This window comes from Arachnia propionica (assembly GCF_003859805.1).
Lineage (GTDB): Bacteria > Actinomycetota > Actinomycetes > Propionibacteriales > Propionibacteriaceae > Arachnia > Arachnia propionica_C.
Map to the genome: position 1 here is coordinate 49168 of NZ_RQZG01000018.1, position 21300 is coordinate 70467.

The 21300-nt window shown below is 66.0% G+C and carries 18 protein-coding genes and 1 CRISPR repeat array (1 of these 19 only partly in view); of the genes, 2 read left to right on the plus strand and 16 right to left on the minus strand.

The genetic code is table 11. The annotated features are described in order from the left end of the window. A CRISPR array of direct repeats spans window positions 1-584; the repeat unit is 28 nt; unit sequence GGATCATCCCCGCTGGTGCGGGGAACAT (it extends 4877 nt beyond the left edge of the window). A 38-nt stretch (window positions 585-622) separates the two neighbouring features. From cas2e to EII34_RS13395, 11 genes are all read right to left on the minus strand, one after another. Beyond that, window positions 623-1039, minus strand: a complete 417-nt coding sequence (cas2e, locus tag EII34_RS13345; protein ID WP_260425158.1) for a type I-E CRISPR-associated endoribonuclease Cas2e — start codon at window positions 1037-1039, stop codon at window positions 623-625. Next, entirely contained in the window at window positions 979-1908 is a 930-nt protein-coding gene (gene cas1e / locus EII34_RS13350; protein ID WP_124845666.1) for a type I-E CRISPR-associated endonuclease Cas1e, read from the minus strand. The genes cas2e and cas1e overlap by 61 nt, the downstream gene beginning before the upstream one ends. Next, window positions 1908-2546: a type I-E CRISPR-associated protein Cas6/Cse3/CasE gene (cas6e, locus tag EII34_RS13355; RefSeq protein ID WP_221620308.1), complete on the minus strand. Its 639-nt coding sequence runs from the start codon at window positions 2544-2546 to the stop codon at window positions 1908-1910. Before cas6e ends, cas1e begins: the two co-directional genes overlap by 1 nt. Further along, on the minus strand, window positions 2543-3259 hold the full coding sequence (gene cas5e, locus EII34_RS13360; RefSeq protein WP_124845667.1) for a type I-E CRISPR-associated protein Cas5/CasD: 717 nt from the start codon (window positions 3257-3259) through the stop codon (window positions 2543-2545). Before cas5e ends, cas6e begins: the two co-directional genes overlap by 4 nt. Then, a complete protein-coding gene (gene cas7e, locus EII34_RS13365; protein WP_124845668.1) occupies window positions 3256-4380 on the minus strand; it encodes a type I-E CRISPR-associated protein Cas7/Cse4/CasC in 1125 nt (374 codons plus the stop codon). Before cas7e ends, cas5e begins: the two co-directional genes overlap by 4 nt. Next, window positions 4377-4982, minus strand: a complete 606-nt coding sequence (gene casB / locus EII34_RS13370; RefSeq protein ID WP_124845669.1) for a type I-E CRISPR-associated protein Cse2/CasB — start codon at window positions 4980-4982, stop codon at window positions 4377-4379. Before casB ends, cas7e begins: the two co-directional genes overlap by 4 nt. Beyond that, window positions 4979-6574, minus strand: coding sequence for a type I-E CRISPR-associated protein Cse1/CasA (gene casA / locus EII34_RS13375; RefSeq protein ID WP_124845670.1), 1596 nt, complete (start codon window positions 6572-6574; stop codon window positions 4979-4981). Before casA ends, casB begins: the two co-directional genes overlap by 4 nt. After that, window positions 6571-9480: a CRISPR-associated helicase Cas3' gene (gene cas3 / locus EII34_RS13380; RefSeq protein ID WP_124845671.1), complete on the minus strand. Its 2910-nt coding sequence runs from the start codon at window positions 9478-9480 to the stop codon at window positions 6571-6573. The genes casA and cas3 overlap by 4 nt, the downstream gene beginning before the upstream one ends. A gap of 232 nt (window positions 9481-9712) precedes the next feature. Then, on the minus strand, window positions 9713-11233 hold the full coding sequence (lysS, locus tag EII34_RS13385) for a lysine--tRNA ligase (protein ID WP_395858093.1): 1521 nt from the start codon (window positions 11231-11233) through the stop codon (window positions 9713-9715). 29 nt (window positions 11234-11262) lie between these two features. Next, window positions 11263-11931 (minus strand): HAD family hydrolase, encoded by a 669-nt coding sequence (locus EII34_RS13390; protein WP_260425159.1) that lies wholly within the window; start codon window positions 11929-11931, stop codon window positions 11263-11265. Window positions 11932-11940: 9 nt separating this feature from the next. After that, window positions 11941-12228, minus strand: a complete 288-nt coding sequence (locus EII34_RS13395; protein ID WP_185711342.1) for a cell division protein CrgA — start codon at window positions 12226-12228, stop codon at window positions 11941-11943. Window positions 12229-12323: 95 nt separating this feature from the next. Here EII34_RS13395 and EII34_RS13400 point away from each other — a divergent pair, with 95 nt between their 5' ends. Continuing rightward, window positions 12324-13097: a DUF881 domain-containing protein gene (locus tag EII34_RS13400; protein ID WP_260425160.1), complete on the plus strand. Its 774-nt coding sequence runs from the start codon at window positions 12324-12326 to the stop codon at window positions 13095-13097. A 76-nt stretch (window positions 13098-13173) separates the two neighbouring features. On the opposite strand, the gene EII34_RS13405 is transcribed toward EII34_RS13400, so the two are convergent. Next, entirely contained in the window at window positions 13174-13788 is a 615-nt protein-coding gene (locus EII34_RS13405; protein WP_124845673.1) for a hypothetical protein, read from the minus strand. Window positions 13789-13971: 183 nt separating this feature from the next. Between EII34_RS13405 and EII34_RS13410 the strand changes: the two genes are divergently transcribed. Then, window positions 13972-14610 (plus strand): aminodeoxychorismate/anthranilate synthase component II, encoded by a 639-nt coding sequence (locus tag EII34_RS13410; RefSeq protein WP_124845674.1) that lies wholly within the window; start codon window positions 13972-13974, stop codon window positions 14608-14610. 379 nt (window positions 14611-14989) lie between these two features. Here the strand turns inward: EII34_RS13410 and pknB are convergent, their stop codons facing one another. The 4 genes from pknB to EII34_RS13430 form a co-directional block, all read right to left on the minus strand. Continuing rightward, window positions 14990-17035, minus strand: a complete 2046-nt coding sequence (pknB, locus tag EII34_RS13415; protein ID WP_124845675.1) for a Stk1 family PASTA domain-containing Ser/Thr kinase — start codon at window positions 17033-17035, stop codon at window positions 14990-14992. Between the two features lie 67 nt (window positions 17036-17102). Then, complete coding sequence (locus EII34_RS13420) at window positions 17103-18530, minus strand: peptidoglycan D,D-transpeptidase FtsI family protein (RefSeq protein WP_124845676.1); 1428 nt, start codon at window positions 18528-18530, stop codon at window positions 17103-17105. After that, entirely contained in the window at window positions 18527-19921 is a 1395-nt protein-coding gene (locus EII34_RS13425) for an FtsW/RodA/SpoVE family cell cycle protein (RefSeq protein ID WP_260425161.1), read from the minus strand. The genes EII34_RS13420 and EII34_RS13425 overlap by 4 nt, the downstream gene beginning before the upstream one ends. Next, the gene (locus EII34_RS13430; RefSeq protein ID WP_124845678.1) at window positions 19921-21300 is read right to left on the minus strand and encodes a PP2C family protein-serine/threonine phosphatase; all 1380 of its coding nucleotides are present in this window, start codon (window positions 21298-21300) and stop codon (window positions 19921-19923) included. The genes EII34_RS13425 and EII34_RS13430 overlap by 1 nt, the downstream gene beginning before the upstream one ends.

Sequence of the window (21300 nt, forward strand, 5' to 3'; positions counted from 1 at the left end):
AGAGTGGGGATCATCCCCGCTGGTGCGGGGAACATGGGTCCCCCGTGTCACGCCCCAGGGGCTGAGGGGGATCATCCCCGCTGGTGCGGGGAACATATGTCGGCGGAGGCGATGGCGACGCGGGGGCCGGGATCATCCCCGCTGGTGCGGGGAACATACTACGAGCATCCAGCACAGGACAGCCTCGCCCGGATCATCCCCGCTGGTGCGGGGAACATGTCGGTGGAATCGTTGATGGTTTCATTGCTGTTGGATCATCCCCGCTGGTGCGGGGAACATGACGAATCGGGTCTGCAACTCCGGTGGCAACACGGATCATCCCCGCTGGTGCGGGGAACATACCTGGACGGTGAACTCCTGGTCGTCCGGCAGCGGATCATCCCCGCTGGTGCGGGGAACATCGGACGGGGGGCACTCCTGGCAGAGGCTGGCTAGGATCATCCCCGCTGGTGCGGGGAACATCGGCACGGTCGAACGTCGAATTGAGGGCGTTGAGGATCATCCCCGCTGGTGCGGGGAACATCAAGCGCCTGCACGCACTCAACAAGGCGGCCCTGGATCATCCCCGCTGGTGCGGGGAACATACTTGTTGACTAGGTACTATACCATGACGGGCCACGTTTTACGATGGGTTTCGTCTGGAGCGTAGCCAGCGGTAGCGGGAGGCCTTGGGCAGTGGGGCCTTGACCGCGGGTGAGGAGGTGTCGTTGGCTGGAGGACGCCTCAAGGTGACGAAACCGTCGAGATCCACCGGAGTCCAGCGGTGACCCGAGTTCCGAATTTCAAATCCTTGTTCGTTTCGGGCTGGTAGAATCATGATCGCTGTCCCGTCCCGCAGTTCACTGGTTGTCAGCGACCACAATTCATCTCGTACCCGAGCAGATACTTTCCCGACAAAAACCCCGGGAGAGACCTCGAGAAGCCAGCGGGTGAGATGTCCTCTCAGGCCGGGAGGAACTTTGCTCAGTACCAGGACAATCAAAAATCCACCTCGCTGTAGTCGATACCTCCTGTCACCGCTCCCGCCTTGTCGTCCCACAGATGAATCACGTTGATGTCCCAGTCGATCTCATCATGAGGAAGGAGGAGCCGCTTGATGTCTCGGACACACCTTTCCAAGATCGTCCCCTCCCGCATCGCATCGCGTACCCGCCGACGCGTGTCCCCACTGATGTCGTCGGAACCCTGTGCAACTACGTCGAAGGCAATGGGGATGGTCACCTCGGCCTTGTAGAGGTCGGCAACGTCATAGATGAAGGCTCGGGAATGACCGGTGTGGATGAATCCCAGGCCTGGAGAGCACCCCAGCGAGACCACGACGGCATGTACGACCCCGTACAGACAGGAATGAGCCGCGGACAGCGCCTGATTGATCGGATCCGACGATTCGAAGACCAGCGGATCGTAGTCGCGTCTCTTCCACTCCACCCCGGTACGTTTCGACTCCTGCCGGTAGATGGAACGCACCCTGGCGCCCTCGCGTCCGCGAAGCTGCTGCATTGTGGTGCCCTCCACCACCTCGTCCGGGAACCGCCACTCGTACATCCGACGTGCAACGGCCAACCGCTTCCGTGTGTTTGACACCGCCTCGGCCTGAGCCTCCAGCAGGCGAGTCGAAGTGGCCAGGGGAGATCCATGGGCGTAGTACCGCACCCCAGCCTCACCGACCCAGACGACAGTGACCCCGCACTGAGCCATCAACATCACGGCGTGATGTGTGACCCGGGTGCCCGGGCCGAGCAGGATCGCACTCACGGTTGCAGCCGGAACGTGGATGGTCCCGTTCTGGTCCGTTGCGGTGATCGCGTTGCTGTCTCGACTCACGGTGCAACGCTCCAGGTGGAGGAACGTCACCCGATCCTCCACCCGGAACAGTTGTTGCGATCGAGGAGGCGCTGTCCCCTTCATCAGATCCTGGCCAACGTCATGAGCCCGCAGCCGTATGCCTTGGCACGTCCGATGCCTTGGGTCAGGGCGAGCCGCAATTTGTCAGGATCAGTGATGGTGAGAACACCGTTGAAGGTGGCAGTTCCAATCGTGACAGTGCCGCCACCGCGACGGAAACGCTTGCTCTGATGCTCAGTCACCAAGAAATCCGGAGACTCCGGATTCCCGAAATCGATTCCCAGCTCTCCGGCACGACTCAGCAGCCAGTCGGTCTGCTGGGCGACGGTCACGTGGGCATAGATCTTGAACTTCTCTCCCGACCTCACCCTGTGGGTTGGATTCGCGGTCAGCCGGAACCCCCACTGCTGATCCTGTCCGAGAGAATCGAGAAGCCCGGAGTACCCCGCTGACTGCGTGGTCGGTTGGGTTGGCCATCCTGCCTGTTCCTCGATGTGAGTCAGGTCCGGACACCGTTCGCTCACGATGTACAGGGCTGGCCGCAACGGATCGTCGGAATCCAGACGCCACAACGGGCGTTGCTCCTCCGGGCCCGGCGGAAATCCCGAGAGAACCGCAGCATGCATTGCCTGTGGCGACAGGATGAGTTTTCGGGCGCCAGCCCGGCGGGCATTGAGGAAGGTACGTGTCAGAAACATCATTCGCCTCCCAAGGCGGTGAATGGGTCATGGGCAGGGGAACCAGCTGACTTCTCTGCGCCCGTGTCGAGTACCACATGGGTTGAGACGACCATGCGGCTTCGATACTGCCGATGTTCTGGGCTGAAGGAGACCGGGATGTCGTCCAACTCGCGGTACGGCGGCAAGTCCGGGTACACGGAACTGTCCGCCTGCACAGCCACCCGCACCGTGTGCTGGTCACGGATTCGGCGACGGCCACTGCGCCCAGCCTGCCAAGGACATGCCTGAACGGCCTCAGACACCGAACCGTCGTCAATCCCCAGGACAACCCGGCCCTCAGGAACACATGAGCGACGCCCGAGGTACAGCGGGTACGCCGGGTCGGCGAGTGCCTCAGCCAGGCCTTCCAACAACGGCTGTGGCCCGCCGAGGAAGGCTGTGAATACAGCGTCGGCCCAGTAGAACCGTTCGGTCAGTGGCATGGAGGAGCCAGTCACCTGATGGTGGGCAGTGTGGAAGTCCCGCAGCAGGCTGCCGCGTTGATCGACACGTACCGCGAGTTCCAGGCCGACCAGATCCTCGATCGGATCAGAGCGACGTCGGCCCTCGGCAGCAGCCAGCAGCCCGAGCAGACCGCTCTTGGTGGGAGTTTCCTCGGTGTCGCGGCGTGTGAAACGGCTGGCAGCTCCCCAACTCTGCAGTGGGCCCGCGAGGCGGAGCTTGAGGACGCTCACTGGTCCTCCAGCACCCGCTGCTTCACAGCCTCGATCAGCTGCTCGAAGGGCACGGCCTCACCCAGAGAAGCAAGATCAGTCACCTCAGAGGGCAACCCGGCCACGAGCACGACCTCAGGCCTGCGCCAGGTCTCGAAGACCTCCCCGGCGTGCGTCGCCAAACGTTTCACAGCGGGCTTCAGCAGCCCTTCATCCTGGGTGACCGGGCTCTCGAATGCCCCGACGAGGCTGGTCGGCTGTCCCGTACCAACAGTCACGAGCAGTGCTGCCGGTCGGGTGCCGTTGGCGAAGGTGTTCTGCTTGCCGCTCGGGATGGCCTCGAGGAAACTCTTCGTGAAGGCCTCGATGGCCAGGGCCACGGCATCCTCGTTCCCAAGGTTTTCTCTGAGCTGATCCACGTTGATGACGGCGTAACGGTAGAAGGTCGAGGAGATGAAGCCAACGGTGCCCATCATGCCAGCGCCAGCGTCCTCTTCGGCATCGTTGCGGCTCTTCGCGTCATCGACAGCGGTGAAGAAGTCGTACTCCGGGGTGGCCTCATGGACGCTGATGGCATGTGCCACCTGGCAGGAGGCATCGACGTTGAGGTCAGTGGAGTCCGCGACCATTCTCCCGAACAGGGCGATGTCGATGGAGTGGCCGGCGTCGACGAGACTCTTGACCTTGGCGGCCTTCATCGCATCCTTGGGGTTCGAAGCACTGCTGGCTTCAATCGCGGCGTCGGCCAAGGAGGCGATCTGCCGGTATGACAGGAAAACCAGGTACCCCGTCTCCGGGGTTCCGGTAACCGTCTTGGCCTTGGCCTTCGGAACAGGACGCTTGAAACCGGCTGCTTCCATCGCATCGACAGCCAGGTTCTCGGCCCGTTCCGCCAGATCAGGGCGCTTTTGTGTGATGGCCTTGGCGATGTCGGTCACGATCATGCGGCTCCGGGTGCCGACCAAGGTCGGGTCGACGGTCTCGTTGAAGTGCGTGCGCATTGCACGCTTCCACGACTGGCTAGACACCCGCGCTCGGGTGACGCCGCCGTAGATGGCGGTCTTCGGCGCACCGGAGTCGTCGCGGTTCATGTTGGCCGGAGGCACGGACTGCAGGGCGTGAAACTCGATGTAGGTGGTCATGCCTGTTCTCCTTCAGGGGTGTTGTTGGTGGTGGGAGCGAGGGTCAGACGGTGGAAATCGCGACCCCAACGGCGCTGGACGTCACGCTGGTGGCCGACCTGGAACCAGTAGAGATCATCTGCGTAGCGGCCGTAGTCGAACGGGATCTCGTGGGAGCGAAGCTGGGAGATGAGGCCACGGGAGTGCGCCTCGAGTGCTGCCAAGGTGCTCGACTGTGCAAGAGCGGTGAACCGTTTGTACACAGGAGTCTCATGCGGCCCGAGCTCGCCACTGATGTTGTCCGCCAGCTGCCGAACGGCCACCCCGAATGGTTGTTTGGAGTGCATCGGTCGGGTCCGGCCCTGCTGGTGCATGGCGAACTGGGTGAGTGCCAGGTGGACTGCCGTCTCCACGTGATTTCGCCGCTTCTCTGGCAGGCTGTCAGGAATCCCGTCGAGGGTGACGCCCCAGACGGTGGGTACTGCTGCAGGTTCCTTGCCCAAGGCGCTGCGCAACTGCGCCAGCAGACCTCGGGCGGCAGGCGACATGCTGGTTGGATCCTGGCCGATGAGTCGGAAGATCTGGGAGGTCACGAACCTCCCACAGGTGAACTCCTCGTTCACTCTTCTTCTCCTCTCTGAGTTGGTTGTTCAAGCAACGGCAGCTGCTTTCGGAGCGCAGCGTGGAAGTAGCTCTCCGCCAGCCCTGCTGTCATGAATCCGTGCCGCGTCTGTCGGCCGACGACGGCAGCCGGAGAGCACGTGGTCAGGAGTTTTCTGGCCTCTGAAGAGAGGGCCCGGTGGACCTCTTGCTGCCAGGCCCTGTGGGCCTCGACGGTGTCGGTCGCGGCCGTCAAGGCGGCCAGCCACTCCCGTGCGGGAACGTCGAGGGCGGACCAGGCAGCCAGCTGTGTTCGCTGTGTGGCACCTACGCCTGACTTCTCATCGCCGCCAGCTGCTAGGTCGAGGTTCCTCGCCAGCCTTCCCAATTCCCACACCGCTTGGTCAGTGGTGACGAGGGCGTCGTGGATCATGGTCACGACGGGGGCAGCCTTCTCGCCCAGGAGCGAGACCCTGAAATCAAGGGTGTCGTGGTACAGCTCGGCGACGGTGGCCTCCTGCGGGCCGTACTCCATGCCCACCAGCTCCAGCGTGGCGCTGAGGTCCTTGGAGCCCAGTGGGTCCAGACCCTTGAGCATCCGGGTGGTGGTCGGTTGAAGCGTCGCCTCGTGACCATCCACCGGGGCCGCGGCGCGAGACAGCACGGCGGGAGCGCCGCGCCACGCCGACCGCGTAGGGTCGTGCTTGAGGGGCATGTAGACCGCCTGTTTGAACTTCTGGCTCTGCGGCCGCGAGTACCGCCACGCGGTCATGGCCTCCAAACCCTGTCTGTTCTGCGGGGTCACCTTGTCGCCCTGACAGAGCACCACCCCTGTCACCCCGTTCTCGGCATCGCCGACCAGGCGGATGCGACGCGACTGCCAGGCCAACAGGTCCACGGGGCCGCGAGGCTGGGCTTCGAGTTCCCGCCGCTCGGTTTGGACGTCGTCACGTGCCCACACCGGACGATCATCCAGGCTCTCCGGCGTGGGGACGAGGTTGAACAACAACGTCTCTGCAAGGTGTCTGCCATGCAGGATGACGCCGCCGATCTGACCAGACCATCCCGGGCCGATGGGGTAGCCCTTTCCTCCCTTGACTTCCGGGTCACCGACGGCTCCTGAGCGGATACCACTCGGGTCGAAGGCGTGACAGTGGATGAGCCACAGAGCCGCCTCTGCTGCGTCGACCCGGGCGAGACCAGTCCCAGCGCGGGTCGTGAGGAAAGGGTCGCCGTTGGGGACATCGCTGATGAGCTTCTCCAACCCCGAAGCCTCATTCTTCGCCGTCCTCAGTGTGGCCACCTGCATGAAGGGGCGGGTGGGGTGGAACAGGTCGAACCGGTCCTCGTATTCGTTGAGGTAGGCGTCGACCCGGGACAGATCGAGTCCCGTCTCGTGCATGTCCTCCAGGTCGGACTCCCAGTGAATTCCGATGGCATCATGAATGATGGCCAACAGCATCCGGAGGACAGCGAAGGACTGGGTCGGCAGTTCTGCGCTGAGACGCCTGATCTGGTCTGCTTCGGCGAAGCACTCACGCAGCGACACCCGATCTGACGTTCCGTCGTCCCGTAGTACCGGAATCCAAGGTTCTGAAGTCAGGTTGAAACTCATTCAGTGGTCACCTCCATTCCTCTCTCGGGTGAGTAGCTGAGGGTGTGGATTCTGGTTCCCACCCTGATCTCTGCGTGCAAGGTTGAACCTCCTTCTGTTTCTTGTTGCATGGGCAAGATCAACTCCCCTTTGAGCAGCGGGTGCTTTCTCCAGGCCCAGCGTTTGACGCGTGGATCGGATGCGATGGCGGCGATGCACTCGTCGAGATCCCAGCGCACGATCCTGCTGGGTAGCCGTACCGCCCAGGTCGCGATTTCCCTTGCGATGTCGTCGCTCGGCAGGGTGGAGACATCCAACACTTCTGCGACGCTGGGATCAGCGGTGTGCCAGGGTGGACGTATCGCGGCGGAGCCATCAGGAGTGAGGGGAACGACGATCACCTCGAGTGAAGGATCGGTGTCACGCACGGTGGCACCCATCTGCGCCTCCTTGGGGTCGTTCGCGAGGTCGATCCATTCGCCGAGATGGCCCGGACCACGCCCTGAGTAGGGGTGCAGTACCCAGGTGCTGGCCTTGTGGCGTGCTCCATCCTGGAGCTTCCTGTGCTCCTCAGCTGCTGTCTGCAGGGTGGACTGCCAATCGACGGGACCGAGAGGTTCATGGCCCAGTGCTTTCTGAACCAGCGGAGAGATGTCGGTCGGAAGGGCCAATGTTTCTCCGTGCAGGATCAGAGTGCCAGCAGTTCTGAGCAGATGATGGTCGCCGTAGATGATGTGGGAGCCGGAGCTGCCTGTTGGCAGGGAGCCGTCGTCATCGGCGAGGATCAGGACCTGGGCCTGCTCCAGCCCTTCCGGACGGCTTCGGGGGTGACGGTGGAGCCTACCGATCCGTTGCAGCAACAAATCCATCGGGGCCAGATCGGTGATCAGGACATCGAAGTCAACATCAAGGGACTGTTCCACCACCTGTGTTGCCACCACCACCTGACGGTGCGGACGTTCCTCTCCTGCCCCAGGGCCGAACAGTTCGGTGAGCTCGTGGTCATTGGCGGCACGGTCGGCGGACATGAAACCTGCATGATTGAGCAGCACCGGTCCAAGGCCAGCGGTGTCGAGAGCTCGGGCTGTCTCCTGTGCATCCTTGACGGTGTTGCGGACCACCAGTGCACAGCCCCCGTTCGACAGGCATCGGGTCAGCGTCGCGACGACGTCATCGAGTGAGGTGGGATGCCAGCTCCAGGACACGGTGCGTGGAGGATTCGGGTCCGGGACCACGCAGGTGCGAATCGGTGCAGACGACGACGGCAGCGTCGTGATGAGGGGGTAGTGTTCCTCGGAGATGACCAACTCCTCGATCTCCCGACGCCGTTGTGGGGCGTAGGCCGCAAGCATGGCGTTTCGTCGCTCCGTGGTGAGCGTTGCCGACAACACGATGACGGGAACGCCGTACGCTCCGAGCCAGCTGAGAGCCGAATCCAGGTAGACGTTCATGTAGTCGTCGGAGGCGTGGGCCTCATCGATGACGACGACCTTGCCTGACAGGGCGATGTGAGCCAGCGCGAGATGTTTGCGTTGCAGGGCGGCCATCAAGATCTGATCGATGGTGACCACGGTGAAGTTCGCCAGCAATCGGCGACGTGCGCCGAGGAACCACTGGTGGGCGACTGCATTGCACGGTGGTTCCCCGTCGGTTTCGGTGTCGTACATGACGGCGACCTGATCGCTGCGCACCAACTCTGCTTCGAACTGGCGAACCTCCTCGATCATGGCGGCGTAGCTGCCCTGGAGCATCGCCTTGCCATGCCCCAGGGTGATGGCCCATGCAGCGGCCTCGTAGGGTTTGCGCGGTTGGTTCGGCAGCCATGTGGCGAGACGGTCGAACATCGCATTGGCGGTCGCTTGAGTGGGCAGTGCCACCACCAGGCCCTGTGCCCCCAGTGCAGCCGCGATGAGCTCGGCAGCCCCGAAAGCGGCTTCGGTCTTCCCGCCGCCCATCTGCGCCTCGATGATGAGCATCCCGACGGCGCCTTCGCGCGCGATGTCGTGGGCAACGCGCTGAATGGCGCGGGGCTGCCAACTCTCCGGCCAACCGAATCTGGAGCGGTAGAACGACGCAGCCGATTCCTCGAGGGTCGGGGGTTCCCAGGGGGCTGGCATGGCGGCTTCTCCCCAGGCGAACAGGGGGCGGACAGCCTGTTTCTCGGCAGGGAGGATGTCCTGATCCTTGGGGAAGAGAGGAAACAGGCTGGTGTTGCTGGCCAGCCAGTCCGCCACCACGACGAAGCCCGCGATCTCCACCAGCAACGGGAACGGGGCCTTCCAGTTCTTGAGGTGACCCAGGTCCGCTGTGATGCCGGAGGCTTCAGTCAGCCAGGTGATGAACTCGGCTCGAACCTCGGCCCACTCGGGTCCGCCGACACCGTTGGGTAGGCGATGTGTGTCGGTCAACTGCTCTTTCTTCATGGGGCGACCGTGGTGGGCTCCGATCACGGAGCTGATGGCCAGTGCGGTCCTTGCTGTGATCTCCTGTTCGGTGAGCCAGGTCACCAGGGCAGCCTGACTCACCAGTGAGTGGGGAAGGTGCTTGCGGTCATCCCTGAGCTCCGCCATGACCCGGCAGGACAACCCGGCATCGCGGGCCTTCTGAGCCAAGGGTTCCGACTGGGCGACGAAGGCCGGGCAGGCCTTGCCCACGTCGTGGATCCCGGCGAGGAAAACGGCAAGTCGACGTATCAACCCGGGCTCTGGCTCCCAGCGGGCCCATCGCTCCTTGACCTGTCTGCTCAACCACTCGTCGTACAGCCTGGAGGCGACGTGGAAGCTGTCCGTCATGTGTTGATGAAGGGGAAGCCAGTGGGTTTGGCCACCGGTCTTCGCCCAGATCGAGCGAGCCGCGCTGCTGAGCACCGCGGGATCTGGGCGGGGGACAGAATTGTCAGTCCCGGGTGCAACCCTGCTGTTGTCCATGACCACCTCGTGACGGATCGGAGAGTGATGCCAGTCTAGGTCATCCGAATGGAGGGCGCAAGCCCCGCACCCCAAAATCTGCCAAATTCCAATATTGGGACAACCATGCCCTTGACGCAGGTCCAAGCCATCCCCACTGACGTGGGGAACACGGATACCCCGAAGTCTGCCAACGGGTCATCCCCGACGAGGGGACTCCGTCAGTCTACGCTGATCGGGGAGTAGTCCCTTGTCAGCCCTGTGACGGACGGAGCAGGGGGTAGAGGATCGTCTCGCGGATGCCGGTGCCCGGGGTGAGGAGCATCACCAGCCGGTCGATGCCGAGCCCCATGCCACCCATCGGCGGGGCACCGTACTCCAGGGCCTCCAGGAAGTCCTCGTCCAGCTGCATCGCCTCCGGGTCGCCTGCCGCGGCCGCCAGTGACTGCGCCACCAGGACCTCCCGCTGGACCACCGGGTCGATCAGCTCCGTGAAGCCCGTGCCGCGCTCCATCCCGCCGATGATGAGGTCCCAGGCCTCCACCTTGCCCGGCTCCGTGCGGTGCGGCCGGGCCAGCGGCTGCGCGATCGACGGGTAGTCGTGCACGAACGTCGGCTGGAGCAGCCCCGGCTCCACCAGGTCACCGAACAGCTCCATCGCGAGCTTCCCGGCCCCCCACTTCGGGTCGTGCTCCACCTCACGCTCATCCGCGATCCGCTGCAGCTCCTCCAGCGACGTCCCGACGGTGACCTCCCGCCCCACGGCCTCGCTCAGCCCCTCGAAGAACGACAACCACCGCCACTCACCGTCGAGATCGATGACCCCGGCCTCCGTCTCGACCTGCCGCGACCCCGTCGCATCCGCCGCCGCGACGATGATGTCCTGCGTCAGCCGCGCGATCGTCTCCTGATCCCCCCACGACTGGTAGGCCTCCAGCATCGTGAACTCCGCCGAGTGCGACGAGTCGATGCCCTCGTTGCGGAACACCCGCCCCATCTCGAACACCCGGTCCGCGCCACCGACCATCGTCCGCTTCAGGTGCAGCTCCAGCGCGATCCGAAGACTCATCTCGATGTCGAACGCATTGATGTGCGTCGTGAACGGCCGTGCCGCCGCCCCACCGTGCACCAGCTGCAGCTGCGGTGTCTCCACCTCGATGTAGCCCTGCGCGTACAACGTCTCCCGGATCGCCCGCGTGATCGCCGAGCGGGTCCGTACCATCGCCCGCGCCTCGTCCCGGGCGATCAGGTCGACGTAGCGCCGCCTGACCCTGGACTCCTCCGACAACTCCTTGTGCAGCGTCGGCAACGGTCGCAGCGCCTTCGACGCCATCCGCCACGACGACGCCATCACCGACAGCTCGCCGCGCTTCGAACGCACCACCCGGCCCTCGACCCACACGTGGTCACCCAGGTCCACATCCGACTTCCAGGCGGCGAGCCCGTCCTCGCCGACCTCGTTCAACGCCAGCATCACCTGGAACCGGGCCCCGTTGTCCTCCGGGGTGAACCCGTCCTGCAACGTCGCGAAGGCCAGCTTGCCCGTGTTCCGGATGAACACCACCCGTCCCCCGACGGCGACGACGTCGTCGGTCTCCTGGCCGGCCTCCAGCCCCTGGTAGGCGGGATCGTCACGCAACTCGACCAGCGTGTGCGTGCGCTTCAGGTCAGCCGGATACGGTTCATTGCCCTGCCCCAGGAGACGTTCCCGCTTCTCCTTGCGGATGACGGTCTGCTCCGAGTCGGTCGATTCCAGGTCGCGCACATCACTCACGCACGCGATCCTATCGTCTCATTCCCCGCTCAGTCCTCGACGAGCCGGGCCCGGATCACCTCGTCGCCGACCTCCCAGCGCACCCGGGACAGGTCCTTCACGTGATGGTCCGCCCGCAACCCCTCCGGGGTCTGTGAACTCAGCACCCCGAGCACCGGGAAACCTCCCGCACGGGCCGCCGCGACCCCGGCCGGGGCGTCCTCCACCACCAGGGTGCGCTCCGGTGTGGTCCCCAACCGTTCGGCGGCCAGCAGGAACGAGTCCGGGGCCGGTTTGCCGTTGACCACGTCCCCACGCGTCACCACCACCGGCGGCAGGGGCAGCTCGGCCACCCGCATGCGGGCCTCCAGCAGTGGTGCGGTGCACGACGTCGCGATGGCCGTCCGCCCCTCGGGCAGCGCAGCGAACGCCTCCGCGGCCCCTGGCATGGCCTGCACCCCGTCGGTGTCCTCGACCTCGAGCTGCTCGATCCGGTCCGCCGCGTACTGGCTGCGTCCCGGCACCAGCAGCGCCGAGATCGACTCGCTCGGCATCCCGATGTAGCGGGGCAGCTCCCGGGCATCCACCCCGAACTCCTCCGCCCAGCGCCCGTAGGCGCGGTACATCGCTGTCGCGGAGTCGACGATGGTGCCGTCGTGGTCGAAGATCACGGCATCGAACTCGCCGACGACCCCGTCGGCCGTCCGCAGCCACGCCACGACGTCGACCTACTTCCAGAGGGTGGCCAGCATGAACGACGCGATGATCAACCCGATGGCGATCAGCACGTTCCAGTCCCCCAGCGAGCGCATGAAACCGATCTCAGAACCGGCCAGGTTCCACACCACCATCCACAGCGCGCCGAGCACCCCGACGGAGATGAAGGCGAACGGCACCCACTTGCGGTCGCCGGTGTTCTTCAGGCGCTTGCGTTCGCTCCGCGCCTCCACCAGTTCCTCGGCCTGCTTCTTGCGGGCCTTCGCCTTGGCTTCCTTGCGGACCTTGGATTCGGGCACAGACCCACTCCTTCCACGACTTCCTCCGCCACAGAGTAGTCGAGGCCACCCTCCAAAACCCATTCGCACTCACCGGCACCCCGTAGGCTGGGGTCATGATGAAGGAGCGCACCCCCTGGTCGGCCCGCCTGGCCCGCATCGTGCGACCCCGTGAACAGCGCACCGTCCCCAGCCCGCGAGGGCGCGCCGCCACCGTCGTGATCTGCGTCCTGGCCGGGGCGATGATGTCCGTCGCGGCGCTCGCGGCCCGTGGCACCGACCTGCGTTCCGACCGCAACCTGAGCCTCAGGGAACTGGTCGCCACCCAGGCGGAACGCAACGAAGACCTCCTGGAGGAGGTCGCGGGACTGCGCACCGAGGTGGATGACCTCACCCGTGCCAGTGAGTCCAGCCCCACCTACGACGCCCAGCTGTCGGAGATCGCCCTCGACGCCGGGACCCGGGCGGTCTCCGGTCCCGGGATGCGGGTGGTGCTCACCGACGCCCCCGTCGACGTCAAGCCCGCGGGTGTCGACGACGACTCGCTCGTGGTCCACCAGCAGGACATCCAGGCCGTCGTCAACGCCCTGTGGGCCGGGGGAGCCGAGGCGATCACCATCCAGGACCAGCGGGTGATCGCCACCACCGGCATCAAGTGCGTCGGCAACTCCGTGGTCCTCCACGGCATTCCCTACGCCCCGCCCTACGTCATCCAGGCCATCGGTGACCCGAAGGCCCTCAGCGCCTCCCTCGACGACAGCCGTGCCATCCGGGTCTACCGCCAGTACGTCGACGCCTACGGTCTGGGCTACGAGGCCACGGTTGTGAACCAGCTGGAGTTGCCGCCCTTCGAGGGGGCCGTTGGTGTCAACCACGCGAAGCGGGGTTGACACCAACGTTTGACGCTCTTGTTCTTCTTCGAGGGCACGCGTGGAAGGTGAGCGAACGAGTTGTCCAAAGCGCTCTTCATTGTTGGTAGACATGCTCAGCGTCTGTGATGCAGGCAGGTAGGGTTACCGCGATGCCGATGAGGATGACAACCCATGCAGCATATAGGGAAACCATGCCCACGTTGTAGCCGGGATGGTGCAGCCATGTTGCCAGGCTCAAGACCATCAGTCCGATGACACCGATACCGATCCCTGCGAGAGCACATAGGGCTATGATGACAACCACTGGCAGGGTCAGGATGCGGATCAAGAGCTGAGAACGGGCCAGGTGGGCGAGATTGAGCGCGATCAGCCATCCGGCGACTCCGTAGAATGCTTGCAGGGGGAGCGCGGCATTTGTGGAGTATGTCGTCACCATGATCCACAACTCTTGCCATGTGAACGACTTGCCGTCAGCAATGTTTCGTCCAGTCGGGTCCGAAATCCCCATGGCGTGACCCAGCCTGAAGCCCGAGTAGACGAGCGCGGCCAGCAGTGCCTGTAACAGCACGAATCGGAACAGCCGAGCAGATTGTCGGCTCGAAAGCTCTGCAATAAGGGAGCTCCAACGACTCACGGTGGTGCCCAGCTGGCGAGCAGTTCTGACCCAATCGGCGATCCAGAGTGCGAAGCTGAGGGGCAGGATCAGCATGAAGGGAACCCCCAGCCAAAGCAAGGTACTGCTCAGTACGTCTGTTGGGGAGGGAAGCACGACAACACTGTAGCTCTGATTTGACAAGATGACGGACGATGCGACATTTCTGTATCTCCCCGGTTCGCTGGCGCTCGACCGTCTGGTTCGATCAGTTCACCCACTCCGTGCCACAATGGCGCGGTGGTACGCATCCTGGTGATCGACAACTACGACTCGTTCGTCTACAACATCGTCTCCTACCTGGCCCAGATCGGGGCCGAGGTGGAGGTGTGGCGCAACGACGACCCGCGGTTCGCCACCCCGGGCTGGGAGGCCCCCTTCGACGGTGTGCTGCTCTCGCCGGGCCCGGGAACCCCGGAACGGGCCGGGGTGTGCGTCGAGGTGATCCGTGACCTCGGCGGTCGCAAGCCCCTGTTCGGGGTGTGCCTCGGCCTGCAGTCGATGGTGGTGGCGCTCGGCGGGGTCGTGGGGCGCGCCGACGAGCTGCTCCACGGCAAGGTCTCGGCGGTCCACCACGACGGGCAGGGCGTCTTCGCGGGCCTGCCGTCGCCGATCAGCACCACCCGCTACCACTCGCTGGCCGCCGTCGAGGACACCGTCCCCGACGACCTGGAGGTCACGGCCCGCACCGACAGCGGGGTCATCATGGCGGTGCGCCACCGCACCTGGCCGATGGAGGCCGTGCAGTTCCACCCCGAGTCGGTGCTCACCGAGGGTGGCTACCAGATGCTCGCCAACTGGCTGGCCACCTGTGGCGACGCTGGTGCCCCGGCCCGGGCGGAGGACCTCAGCCCCCTGGCGACCACCGCGCTGTCGTAGCGGGCAGGAAGGGCTCACCGGCTCCGACCGGTGGGTCGGAAGATCCAGTCCCCCCACAACGCCGTGATGACGAGGCCGAGCCCCCCCGGGCAGAGGAGGAACCAGAAGCGCTCGTGGCCGATGAACGAACGGCGGTCGCCACGGCCCGGTGGTCGACGTCAGGCATGGCAGATGTTGCAGGTGGGATCATCTGGCGCACAGGACGAGGGAACGCAGGGCATCGCCACGCCGCTTCCCCGCTGCTCACACCGGAGGGCGAGCGCCAGCGAGCAGCCCGTGCCGAGACCCGGGGATGCCCCGGGGAACCATCGCGAGGTCTCGACCGTCGGGCGCTGGAGCTCGACCAGCGTGAAGGTGATGCGTTCTGGCCCTGAGCCCCTCAGTTGTCCGACGGCGTGGGCGAGCCCGACGGTGCCGGGGACCCCGGGTTGCCCGGCTGCTGCGAGGTCGGCGGCGCGGCCGGGTACTTCGCGATCTTCACCGTCACCGGGGCGTTGCGCTCCAGTTCCGTCTTCGCTGCCGGATCCTGCTCGAAGACCCGACCCTCCGGGTGGCCGTTGACCTCCACCACGGTCACCCGCAGCTCCGAGGTGAACCCGGCGCTCTTGAACGTGTTCCGGGCCTGCTCCTCGCTCATACCACTCATGTCCGGCACGACGGCGGTCTTCTTCGCGGCACCCACCGTCACCTTCAGCTTCGAACTGCGATCGGCGGCCTTGCCGGCCTGAGGGCTCTGCTTGAACACCTTCCCGGCCTGCTCGTTGTTCTCCTCCTCGACGACCTCCACCTCGGCGAAACCCACCTCCTTGGCCTTGGCCTTGGCATCGTCCGGACTCAGACCGCTGAGGTCGGGCACCAGCGACTTACCGGTCGCCACCAGCAGCGTGAACGGCTGGTCGGCAGGCACCTGTGCGTCCTTCGCCGGATCGGAGGCCACCACGTCACCCTTCTTCGCCTTGGGGTCCTCCTCCGCCGGGTCGGCCTCGGTCGTGGTCACCGTCCCGGTGAACTTGCTGTCCTTGAGCAACTGCTTGGCCTGCTGCTCGGACAGCCCCACCAGCTGCGGCACCTTCAAGGTGTTCGGGCCCTGCCCCACCTTCAACGTCACCGTGCTGCCCACGTCGACCTGCTGGCCGGCCGGGGGATCAACCGCCACCACCTTGCCCTTCTCCGCATCGGTGGACTCCACCTGCTCCACCACAGCCGTCAGCTTGGCATCGGTGAGGAGCTTCTCCGCCGTCGCCTGGTCGGAACCCACCACGGTCGGCACCGCCACCGTCGTCACCTCCACGGCTGGCGGGGTGAGCACCTTGTACACACCGAACGCGATCCCACCGATCAGCAGCAGCGCCACCACCGTCACGATCGCGATGAGCTTCTTGCGGCTCCTCGGCTCCTCGTCCTCCTCCGGGTCCACCGGTGGCAGGGGGCCGGTGGCCATGCCCGAGGGCACCGGCTCGGCCAGCTGCGTGGCCGCAGGGTCGACGGCGGCGCGCCTGGCCCCCATCGCACTGGAGGCGGGCAGCACGGTCGTCGGGGTGTCGTTGTCCGAGGTGGAGCTGGAGGCGTGGACCGGCTGCCCGTTCAACGCACGCACGATGTCGTCGCGGAACTCACGCGCATCCTGGTACCGATCCACCGGGGCCTTCGCCAGCGCCTTCAACGCGATGGCATCCATCGCGGGAGTCACCTCCGGGTCACGGTGGCTCGGCGGGATGGGCGCCTCCCGGACGTGCTGATACGCCACGGAGACGGGGGAGTCACCCTTGAACGGCGGCTCCGAGCACAGCAGCTCGTACATCAGGCAGCCCACCGAGTACAGGTCGGAGCGGTTGTCCACCTTCTCACCACGCGCCTGCTCCGGGCTCAGGTACTGTGCCGTCCCGATCACCGCCGCGGTCTGCGTCATCGTCGCGGAGGTGTCGGCGACGGCCCGCGCGATCCCGAAGTCCATCACCTTCACGGTGCCCGACGGGGTGAGCATCACGTTGGCGGGTTTGATGTCACGGTGGATGATCCCGGCGCGGTGACTGTAGGCCAGGGCGTCCAGCACCCCGAGGGTGAACTCCAACGCCCTGCTCGGCAGGATCTTGCGCCCGTCCCGCAGCACCTCACGCAGCGTGATGCCCTCCACCAGCTCCATCACGATGTAGGGGACCATCACGTCGGACTTCGGGTCGCGTTCCTCGCCCGTGTCGTAGACCGCGACGATGTTGGGGTGGTTCAGCCCGGCCGCGGACTGGGCCTCGCGGCGGAACCGGGCCTGGAAGGTGGGGTCACTGGCCAGGTCGACCCGCAGTCGTTTGACGGCGACATCACGGACCAGACGGGTGTCGTGGGCACGCCAGACCTCGGCCATGCCGCCACGGCCGATGATCTGGTCGAGCTCGTACCGCCCGCCAAGGAGGGTCCCGCGCTCACTCATCGCGTCGGTCCTTTCGTGTTGATCGGGAACCATTGTGAAGCATTGAGGATGGAATTGCTCATCGCCCTCATCGAAGGGCCTCCACTATCTTCTTGAAGATGGGGGCGGCCACGCGACCGCCGGAGATGTCGTCGCGTTCCAGCCCGGAATCGGAGACGAAGACCGCGACGGCGACATGCGGCTCGACGGCGTACCCGACGAACCAGGCGTAGGGGGGACGATCCGGGTCGGACTGGGCGGTGCCGGTCTTCCCGCCGATGGTCAGGCCATCGATGGCGGCCGGTCTGCCCGTGCCGTCGCTGACCACACCCTCCATCATCTGCCGGAGCAGCGCGGAGTTGTTGGAGCTGAGCGGCTCGCCCATCTTCTCAGGGGTGACGGTCTGGATCACGCGCAGATCACTGCCTGAGACCGTCCGCACCAGGTGCGGCCGCATCAGCTTCCCGTCGTTGGCGATCGCCGCGGTCACCATCGCCATCTGCAGCGGGGTGGCTGCGACGTCGTACTGCCCGATCGACGACAACGCCACCTGCGCGTCGTCGAGTTCCTTCGGGAACCGGGAGTTCACCGACGGCAGGTCGATCCGTGGTGAGGCGTTGAAGCCGAACCGCTCAGCCATGCTGCGCATCTTCTCCTCACCCAGCTCCACCCCCAGCTTGCCGAAGGCGGTGTTGCAGGAGGTGGCCAGTGCCGCGGCCAGTGTCACCCGGGTGCCCCCACAGTTGGTGGAGTTGCCCATCGAGTGGCTGGAACCGGGCAGCCGGTAGCTCGGGGGTGCATCCACCTCCGTCGACGGCTGATAGCCCGCCTCCAGGGCCGCCGCGGCCGTGATCAGCTTGAAGGTGGACCCCGGTGGGTAGACCTCCCGCACCGCACGGTTCTTCAGCGGCTCGTCGGGGGAGTTCAGCAGTGCGTCCCAGTTCGCCGACTCGGTCCCGTAGTCCAGGTTCGTCAACAGGTTCGGGTCATAGGTGGGGGTGGAGACCAGCGCCAGGACCTCGCCGGTGGTGTAGTCGATCGCCACGGCCGCCCCCTGCTTGTCCCCGAGCGCCTCGACGGCGGCCCGCTGCGCGTCCGGGTCGAGCGTCGTGCCGAGGGTGGCCCCGACGGGTTTGCGTCCCGTCAGCAGGTCGATGATGCGGGCCACCGTCTGCGACGAGTCGGTGCCGGACAGCTCCTCGTTCCAGGTGCGCTCCAGCTCCTGCCTGCCGTAGGTGTAGGAGTACCAGCCGGTCACCGACGACCAGGTGGGACCCGCGGGGAAGGTGCGTTCCCACGGGTACCTGCCGGTCGAGGGGACACTCACCGCGATCGGGTCGTTGCCGACGAGGATCGCCCCCCGGCTGGTGGCGAACTCCGCGTCGCGGACCCGTTTGTTGCGGGAGTCGGCGTTGAGGCTGGCCGGTGGGCCGATGCTGATCCAGGTGATGTTGAGCAGCAGGGCCGTGATCAGCAGCCCGATGAAGAGGCTCACCTTGCGCAGAGGTCCGTTCATCGTGCCAACACCGCCGTCGCATCTCCGGGAGCCACCAGTTCATGCGGGGTGGCGGTGGCACGCTGCGGCATCCGGGCCCGGTGCGAGATCACCAGCAGCACCCCGACGATCATCCAGTTCGCGATCATCGACGATCCTCCGCGTGACATGAAGGGGGTGGTCAGGCCGGTCAGGGGCAGCAGCCGGGTGATGCCACCGATGATGGCGAACACCTGCAGCGCGAACGTGAACGACAACCCACCGGCCAGCAGCTTGCCGTAACCGTCAGGGCAGATCAGCGCCGTCTTCATGCCCCGGGAGACGATGAACGCGTAGACCAGCACGATCCCCATCAGCCCGACCAGCCCCATCTCCTCACCCAGGCTGGCCGCGATGAAGTCGTCCTTCGGCAACGGGGTCAGTGCAGGACGCCCCTGCCCCCACCCGCGTCCGAACAACCCACCCCAGGCGAAACCGAACTGGGCGGAGATCACCTGGTAGTTGGCGTCGTAGTTGCTGAACGGATCCAGCCATGCGTTGATGCGACGGGGCACGTGATGGGTGAACCTCGCGGCCAACGCCCCTGCCGCGAGGAACGCCACCCCCGCCAGGATGGGCCAGGCGGGGCGCTGCGTGGCGATGTAGATCATCACCGTGAACATGCCGAAGAACAGCATCGCGGTGCCCAGGTCGTTCTGGAACACCATGATGCCCAGCGCGATCAACCACATCGCCGCGATCGGACCGAGGTCCCGGGCCCGCGGGAAGTCGATGCCGAGGAACCGCTTCCCGGCCAGCGCCAACACGTCCTTCTTCTCGTAGAAGTACGCGGCGAACCCGACGGCCAGCATGATCTTCGCCACCTCGGCGGGCTGGAAGCTGAACCCGGCGACCCGGATCCAGATGCGCGCCCCGCCCGTCGCCCGCCCGATCACCGGGAGCAGGGGCAGCAGCAGCATCACCAGGGCACCCAGGAACATCAGGTAGGGGAAACGCTGCAGCCGACGGTGGTCACGCAGGAACACCAGCACCGCGATGAACAGGAGCAGCCCCAGCGCGGTCCAGATCAGCTGCCTCGTCGCGTCCTGGCCCACCGGATCGGTGGCCTGGTCCAGCCGGGCGATCATCGCCAACCCCAGCCCGTTGAGCAGCATCACCGCGGGGAGGATCACCGGGTCCGCGTACGGGGCCCGCCACCGCACCACCAGGTGCGCGACCAGTGCCATGCCGTACCAGATCGCGGCGCCGGTGGTCAGGTTCGGGGGCAGCGCACCGTGCAGGTTGAGGTGACTGATCACCCAACCACCGATCCCGAAGCTGCACGAGATGAGCAGCAGCACCAGCTCGACGCCACGACGACGTCGGAAAACGATGTACTCGCCCGTTGCGGAGGGCTGCTGGGGCACCGACATCAGCAGCCCTCGGGGTCGGACTCGGCGGCACCCGAGGAGGGAGCGGTGAGCAGCGTCGGCGGGCCCGCCGGGGAGGGCTGGGCCGGGACCGAGGCGTCGGGGACGGTCGGCAGCGGGGCCACCGTCGGCTGGCCGCCCGGCGTCGGAGCGGGAGCCCGGTCACGCCTCGTGCGCTCCGCCGAGCAGCGTCGGGCATGCTCGGCCAGGATGTCGGCGGTCTCCGTGGCGGCCTGCAGGTCCGGTGCGCTGATGGTCCCCGCAACCTGCTGCTGGTAGTGCACCGGCAGGTCCTCGACCAAGGTGTCACGTTCCTCGACGAGCCGGTGCAGTGGACGGCCGAGCAGCGTCCCGGGAAGTCCGTTGAAGATGGCGACGTGGCCGTTCGCAGCCGCCACGAAATAGCGTGACGCGCTGTAGAGCCGCACCGCCCAGAACGCCCCCCCGAGGAGCAGCAGCACCGCGACCAGCGCCGCCAGCACCGGGGCCCAGCGTCGCTTCGTGTCCCGCGGGGCGTAACGTGCGGTCTCGTCGCTGCCGTGGTCCAGGTTGACGGCCTCGGGCGGCTCCGGGTAGCCGGGACCGTCGTCGGGAACCACCTTCGGGATCTCCCGTTCGAGGGCGGAACCGGCCAGCACCCCCGGGCGGGCGTCCAGGTCGTCACGCTGCGGCACGACGCGTGCCAGCACCAGCGAGATGTTGTCGTAGCCGCCGTTGGCGTTGGCCAGGGCCGCCAACCGGGCCACGGCCTCGTCGAGATCCTCCCCGCCGGCCAGCGTCCGCAACTCCTCGTCGGAGACGAGCCCGGACAGGCCGTCGGAGCAGAAGAGCACCACGTCGCCTGCCTGCACCTCCAGCTCGAAGAAGTCCGGCTCGGTCTCGTCGGACCCGTTGAGGACCTTCAGGATGAGGGAGCGGTGCGGGTGCGACGCCGCCTGCTCCGGGGTGAGACGACCCTCGTCGATGAGGGACTGCACCCATGAGTGGTCGTGGGTGAGCTGCTGCAGCTCACCGTCGCGCAACAGGTAACCCCGCGAGTCACCGATGTGGGCGATCCCGAGCATCGTGCCGGAGAAGGCCGCCCCGCAGAAGGTGGTGCCCATGCCGTCGAGATCGAGGTTCCAGTGGATCAGGTCGGCCAACCTGTCGTTGGCGCGCTGCATGATCCCGGCCATGTGCTCCAACAGGTGGTCATCGCCCAGACGACGATCACTGGAGCCCGCCTCGGTGGCGGCGACGGCGGAGGCCAGGTCCCCGGCCGCGGCCCCACCCATGCCGTCGGCGACGAGCAGCAGGTGCGGGCTGGCGTAGGCGGCGTCCTGGTTGTTCTGCCGGACCCGACCCACCTCGGAGTGGACGCGGAAGTCGAGGGAGAACGTCAC

Coding starts and splice junctions, on each gene's coding strand:
- cas1e (WP_124845666.1), bottom strand. CDS start 1,908: ATGAAGGGGACAGCGCCTCCTCGATCGCAACAACTGTTCCGGGTGGAG.
- cas6e (WP_221620308.1), bottom strand. CDS start 2,546: ATGATGTTTCTGACACGTACCTTCCTCAATGCCCGCCGGGCTGGCGCC.
- cas7e (WP_124845668.1), bottom strand. CDS start 4,380: ATGACCACCTACATCGAGTTTCACGCCCTGCAGTCCGTGCCTCCGGCC.
- casA (WP_124845670.1), bottom strand. CDS start 6,574: ATGAGTTTCAACCTGACTTCAGAACCTTGGATTCCGGTACTACGGGAC.
- cas3 (WP_124845671.1), bottom strand. CDS start 9,480: ATGGACAACAGCAGGGTTGCACCCGGGACTGACAATTCTGTCCCCCGC.
- EII34_RS13400 (WP_260425160.1), top strand. CDS start 12,324: ATGATGAAGGAGCGCACCCCCTGGTCGGCCCGCCTGGCCCGCATCGTG.
- EII34_RS13405 (WP_124845673.1), bottom strand. CDS start 13,788: ATGCTGATCCTGCCCCTCAGCTTCGCACTCTGGATCGCCGATTGGGTC.
- pknB (WP_124845675.1), bottom strand. CDS start 17,035: ATGAGTGAGCGCGGGACCCTCCTTGGCGGGCGGTACGAGCTCGACCAG.
- EII34_RS13420 (WP_124845676.1), bottom strand. CDS start 18,530: ATGAACGGACCTCTGCGCAAGGTGAGCCTCTTCATCGGGCTGCTGATC.
- EII34_RS13425 (WP_260425161.1), bottom strand. CDS start 19,921: ATGTCGGTGCCCCAGCAGCCCTCCGCAACGGGCGAGTACATCGTTTTC.